The organism is Trinickia sp., assembly GCF_035492435.1.
In the GTDB taxonomy this organism is placed as follows: domain Bacteria; phylum Pseudomonadota; class Gammaproteobacteria; order Burkholderiales; family Burkholderiaceae; genus Trinickia.
In genome coordinates, this window is record NZ_DATJJF010000046.1 from 1 (window position 1) to 5,805 (window position 5,805).

A 5,805-nucleotide genomic window follows, 5' to 3' on the forward strand; every position below is an offset into this window, starting at 1 on the left:
ATGAAGACACGTCACCTCGTTCTCTTGCTGGTGCTGGCAGCCCTCTGGGGCGCTTCGTTCCTCTTCATACGCGTGGGCGTAGCCGAGTTCGGCGTCGCACCGCTCATGGCGTTGCGCGTGTCGATCGGCGCAGCGTTTCTCGTGGCGATGGTCGTGGCCCGCGGCGCAAAATCGAGAGCATCGACGCTCGCAACGTTACGCGCTCGCGCGCTGCCGCTCTTCATCGTCGGTGTGCTTAACTCGGCAGCACCATTTTGCCTCTTCGCCTTTGCCGAGCTGACGCTGTCGGCCGGCACCACCTCCGTCATCAACGCAACGACGCCGCTGTGGGGCGCGCTCATCGCCTACATCTGGCTCGGTGAACGGCTCACGTGGGTGCGCACGCTCGGCATGACGCTCGGCTTTGCCGGCGTCGTCACGCTGGTCTGGGATGAGATTGCGATGCCCCACCCGGGATCGGCGACGCCCCTGCAGATGGCACTGGCCGCGGCAGCCGCCACGGCCGCGGCGTTCCTTTACGGCATCGCGGCCAATTTCGCGAAACGGCGTCTCATGGGAGTCGACGCGTTGACCGTCGCCACCGGCAGCATGATTGGCTCCACAGTCGCGCTCGTGCCGTTCGCCATCGCGACTTGGCCCACGGCGCCTGTCTCAGCGCTCGCGTGGGGCGCTGTGCTGAGCCTCGGTGTGGGCTGCACCGGAATTGCCTACTTCATCTACTTTTATCTGCTCAATACCGCCGGTGCGGCTCGTGCCATGACGGTCACTTTCGTCATTCCCGTCTTCGGCATCCTGTGGGGAACGCTCTTTCTCAACGAGCGCGTCACGCCCGTCATGCTGGAAGGCTGCATGATCGTGCTCATCGGCACGGCCCTCGCCACAGGCCTCGTCAAACGCATTCCCGGACTCCGCACCCGAACCGACCCGACCCGACCTGAAGCCGATGTCGGCGAGCACTTCTCGATGTCGGCGAGCACTTCTTGTGCTCGCCTTTCGCCCAAAATTTAGCGACTGACGCCAGACGCACGCCCCTTTCGCGCCAACTCCCGCGGTACCGTAGCCGATCGAACATTGCCGTCGCCTGCGCCGACTTACGCTGGCCGGCACGATTTGTGAGCGCGTTTGCTACACTGGTGGCCTTCCGTATGGGCAGAGTCAGGCATGTCTGGACCCCTCGTTCGCCGAGCCGCTCGTATTCGCGCGCTGCCGGTGGCCCCGATCCGTTTCCGCGTCTCAACCGTCGCCGAGCCGGCTCCGCGACGCTCGCGCGCTTCAATCGCGCCATGACCATGGCATCGCAGCGCGAGCTGCCTCTCGAGCGCATTCTGTCGCATCTGCAACGCGACGAAGCGGGTTGGCACATCGTCTATCAGGGCCTCACGCTGCGCAGCGTCTTTCAGCCCGTCATCTCGATTACGCACAAGCGGATAGTCGGCTATGAGGCACTCTTGCGCGCAACCGATCACGAAGGCCGCTCGATCCGGCCTGACGCGCTTTTTGCGCGCGCGCCGAGCAAAAATGAAGCACTCGCACTGGAGCGGCTTGCGCGCTGCGTGCATTTCGCGAATTTCGCCGAGGAGCGCGCACAAACGACTTGGCTATTCGTCAATGCGCTGCCGCGGCTCTTTCGCACCGGATGGCCGTACGACTCGCTCATCGACGAGCTCTGCAATCACTTCCAGGTGCCTCATCGGCGCGTCGTAATCGAAATGATCGAGGAGCCGGCCGCAGACGAGACGCTCTTCAAGAAGACGGTCGATGCCCTGCGCGCGCGGGACTTGCTCATTGCCATCGACGATTTCGGCACGGGTTTCTCGAACTTCGACCGCCTATGGCAGGTGAGGCCCGATATCGTCAAGCTCGATCGCTCGCTCGTCGCACGGATGGCGACGCCCGGCGCGGACCCGCAATTCGCGGCACAGCTCATCACGATGCTTCATCGCGCAGGTACCATGGTCCTCGGCGAAGGTGTCGAGACGGAGGCGGAACTGCTGACCTTGATGGAGGCCGACGCCGATTTCGTGCAGGGCTATTGGCTTGGCGAGCCGCATCCCACGCTCGGGGAGGCTGCCGCAGCCGCGTCGCCAACCATGGATTCGATTTGGGAGCGCTACCGCACGCACGCGGGCAGTGCGCCTCGACCGCCCATTGACTTCACGGAATTCGAGGAAGCCGTGCGCGCCGGGGCGCAAATCTACCGCGTGACGGGCAGGCTCGAGCTTGCCGCCCGCCAGGTGTTCAGCCGATCGTCGGCGCGCCGTGTTTTTGTCCTCGATGCTGAGGGCGAGCAGCGCCAGCCGTCGATCGCGCACGAAAGCGCACCGCGGCCGGCGCGGCTCTGGCCGCTTTTTCCTGATACCCGCAGCAACTGGTCGCGCCGCGCCTACTTCAAGCGGGCGCTCGCGACGCCGGGCCGGGTCGCCGTTATGGGCCCGCACTACTCGCTCACCGAGGGAAGGGACTGCTATACGGCGGCCGTGACCGTCGAGTTCGGCGGCGAGTTGCAGGTGTTTTGCATCGACTTTGCGCCGGTGGAGCCGGCTACTCCGTCACACGCGAGCGCCCCGCCTTGACCTTTGCGCGGCGCACCTTGCTTTCGATCCGTCTCGCTGTCGAGGCCCTCGTCGGCTTGGTGGCAATCCGCGCCCGCTGCACGCCGCTCACGCTGGCAATCAACGCGTCGAGACGCGCCAGCGCGGCGTCGCGGTTCATGTCCTGTGTTCGATACTCCTGAGCTTTGATGACGACAACGCCGTCGCGTGTAATGCGATGGTCGTGCAAGGCGACGAGACGCATCTTGATCGGCTCGGGCAGCGAGGAGGCGTGAATATCGAAGCGCAAATGAATGGCGCTCGACACTTTGTTGACGTTCTGGCCGCCCGCGCCCTGAGCACGCACGGCCGTCAGCTCGACCTCGTGAGGCGCCACGGTATAGCGCAAGGTCATCGCTGTCCCGCCTGGGCCGCCTGTCCTACCAGCGCCTCGGCCATGCGCGAGGCGAGTCCCGAATCACGGCGTGTCGGTGTCGCGATCGCCTCGGTCAACACGGCTCGCGGCCCGACGATGCGCACCGCCACACGCGCACGCGTCACGGCCGTGTAGACAAGCTCGCGCGACAGCACGCGGCTCACCGCGGCCGGAAGAACCAGCGCAGCTTCATCGAACTCGGAGCCCTGCGACTTGTGCACGGTGAGCGCGAACGCCGTGTCGTGCGGCGGGAGCGCCGCCGGCGTCACGGCGCGCACGCCGCCCTCCGCCGTGCGGAAATAAACGCGCAGCGCGCCGCTTGCGCTCGGCAGCGCGATACCGATGTCACCGTTGAAAAGACCGAGTGCATAGTCGTTGCGCGCGATCATGACTGGGCGGCCTGCGAACCAGCTCGCACCCGGCGCGAGTGGCACGCGCGCTACACGCCGAACATGCGCCGCCATCAGCGCATTGAGCGCATCGACACCGCGTGCACCGCTGCGCGTCGCACACAAGATCCGGAATGCGTTCAGTGCGTCGAAGAGCGGCGACGGGTCAGGCGTTTCTCGAGCCAGCGCCGTCTTGAGCGCGGTGGCATACGCCGTAAAGCCCTGCGCCAAACGCTCCACGGTAGGTGCGGCAAGCGATGCGCCCGTGTCTTCATCGAGCACGGCGACGCTCTGTTGCCGCCCTGCGGAATCAGCCGCCGCGCTCAGCAGGGTCAAGGAAGCGAGCGCGGCATGCACGTCACCGCCGCGAATCGCCAACGACAAGCGGCCGATCGGCGAATCGAGCCCGAAACGATAATTGCGCTCCAGCCAGATCACGCAGTCGGCAAGCGGCGACATGCCGATGGCACCGTTGGGTGCACGCGAGCTGAACACGTCGGGATCGAATCCATCCTCCGTAACGTTGCCGTGGTTGTTGCCGACGTTGTTGCCGCTGGCAACCTCCGCTGTGTCGGCGAGACGGCTTTCTCTGGCCGCGACTCTTCCTGCGTTCGCCGCGCCATAAAAGGAGGCTCGATCAAAGTCGATCTCAGCGTCTGCCGGAAATAACGCGTCATCATCGAACGATGTCGCTGCGCTCGTCGCGCGCTGCGGCGCATCCGTCTCTTGGCAGAGCGTCGCCAGTGCCAACTTCACGCGCGCCTCGTCGAGCCCAGTCCCCGCCGCAATGCGCGCGATGCCGTTCGCGCTGAAGGCCGGTCGGGCGCTCAACTCGGCAAATACCGCCCCCGCCTCGACGGCGGCTAGCTGATCCTTGTCACCCAACATGATCACCCGCGTCGCAGGCGCAAGTGCATCAAAAAGCTGGGCCGCCATCGCAACGTCGATCATCGACGCTTCATCGACGACAAGCACGTCGTACGGCAGCGGATTGTCACGGTGGTGACGCAAGCGTGTGCCGGTTTGGCCAGCCCCGAGCAAGCGGTGCAGCGTTTGTGCACTGCGTGGCAAGCGCGCTGCGATCTCGGGCGGCAGCATGCCCGCGCGCGCGGCCAGCGCTTCTTGCATACGCTGCGCCGCTTTGCCCGTCGGCGCCGCCAGGGCGATGGACAATTCGGGGTTTTCGTCGATGAGCGAGGCGAGCAGGCCGACGACAGTCGTCGTCTTGCCCGTGCCCGGACCTCCACTCACGATCGTCAAACGGCTTGCGAGCGCGAGCGCGACGGCGGCTCGCTGCCAATCGATTTCGTCCGTCGACGACGCGCCGAAAAAGCGTGAAAGCCGCACGCCAAGCGCTGAAAGCCCAACGCCGGCATTCGCGCCGGGAGCGTCGCCGGCGCTTGGCTGAGTTCGAGCGACGATCGTTTGGGCTAGACGGCGCTCATAGTCGAAGTAACGGGCGAGATACAGTTTGCCCGCTGCATCGCCCGCATCGAGCACAAGCGGCCGTGACGCCGCGCTGTCAGCGCTGGCGTTCGAAACGACGCGGCTCGTGAGGAGCGCTGCGCGCACCGTTGCCGTTGTCGCGCCATACTGTCGCGCAAGCCGCACGACGCTCACACATACGTGGCCAGCACTCGTCGCGCGGCTTGCCGCAAATGCAGCGCGGCACACCCATGTCACCGATTCTTCCGAAGCGCCGAGCCGCATCGCCAGCTCGCCGATGCGGCGGGCGAAACCCTGTGCGAGCGCAGTGCTGAAATCGCCCGGTGCGGCGGGGTCTGCAACCGGCACGATTTGAGCGTCGACACGCGTCGAGGCAGCGTCACGCGGTGAATGCGCGGTGTCCGCCGACGCGGCCGTGGTTCCAGTTTCTTGCAAGCCGTTCATGCGCCCCCCTTCGCCTCTTTAGCCTCTTTAGCCTCTTTAGCCTCTTTCGCCTCCGCCCCTGCTCCCGCCCCCGTCAAGCGGTCAAGCGCCTCAATGAGCGCGCGTGCCGGTTTGCGCAGATGCACGCCGGCTGGCTGGTCACCGTCGCGCCAGCCGGGGCGCACGCCGCGCAAAAACACGTACACGTAGCCGCCGATATGCGCGTCATAGTCGTAATCGCGTTTGCGCACCGACAAGTATCGATGCAACGCGACGGTGTAGAGCAGCGCCTGAAGGTGATAGGCATGCGCGCTCATCGCCGAGGAAAGCGCAGCCGCGCCATAATCGGCTACGTCCGTGCCAAGGTGGTTCGACTTCCAGTCAATGATCCAGAAGCGGCCCGCATGCTCGACGATCATGTCGACGAAGCCTTTGACGAAACCCGCCAGCGTCGTCGGCTGCAGCGCCACATCGGGGTAGTCATGCGCGACGAGAAGACGCCGCAATGCGCTCAGATCGAATCGCGGCGATGAGAACAAAAACGGCCATTCGATTAGCCTGCGCGTAGGATCCAGGCTCG

At 65.4% G+C, this 5,805-nt stretch carries 3 protein-coding genes and 2 pseudogenes; 2 read left to right on the plus strand and 3 right to left on the minus strand.

What is annotated here, in order from left to right; translation table 11 throughout:
• Together VL598_RS04045 and VL598_RS04050 are read left to right on the plus strand one after the other, a co-directional pair.
• Positions 1–930, plus strand: a pseudogene (locus tag VL598_RS04045) (DMT family transporter); the annotation flags it as partial.
• Between the two features lie 359 nt (positions 931–1,289).
• Positions 1,290–2,573: an EAL domain-containing protein gene (locus VL598_RS04050; RefSeq protein WP_325325416.1), complete on the plus strand. Its 1,284-nt coding sequence runs from the start codon at positions 1,290–1,292 to the stop codon at positions 2,571–2,573.
• On the opposite strand, the gene arfB is transcribed toward VL598_RS04050, so the two are convergent.
• The 3 genes and pseudogenes from arfB to VL598_RS04065 all read right to left on the minus strand — a co-directional run.
• Positions 2,542–2,946, minus strand: a complete 405-nt coding sequence (arfB, locus tag VL598_RS04055; protein WP_325325414.1) for an alternative ribosome rescue aminoacyl-tRNA hydrolase ArfB — start codon at positions 2,944–2,946, stop codon at positions 2,542–2,544. The two genes, VL598_RS04050 and arfB, sit on opposite strands and share 32 nt — an antisense overlap.
• Positions 2,943–5,246 (minus strand): AAA family ATPase, encoded by a 2,304-nt coding sequence (locus tag VL598_RS04060; protein WP_325325415.1) that lies wholly within the window; start codon positions 5,244–5,246, stop codon positions 2,943–2,945. Before VL598_RS04060 ends, arfB begins: the two co-directional genes overlap by 4 nt.
• 62 nt (positions 5,247–5,308) lie before the next feature.
• Positions 5,309–5,805 (minus strand): annotated as a pseudogene (locus VL598_RS04065) (PD-(D/E)XK nuclease family protein); the annotation flags it as partial.

Excerpts from the sequence above, each read along its gene's own strand:
- VL598_RS04050 (WP_325325416.1), top strand. The coding sequence starts at position 1,290 with ATGGCATCGCAGCGCGAGCTGCCTCTCGAGCGCATTCTGTCGCATCTG.
- arfB (WP_325325414.1), bottom strand. The coding sequence starts at position 2,946 with ATGACCTTGCGCTATACCGTGGCGCCTCACGAGGTCGAGCTGACGGCC.
- VL598_RS04060 (WP_325325415.1), bottom strand. The coding sequence starts at position 5,246 with ATGAACGGCTTGCAAGAAACTGGAACCACGGCCGCGTCGGCGGACACC.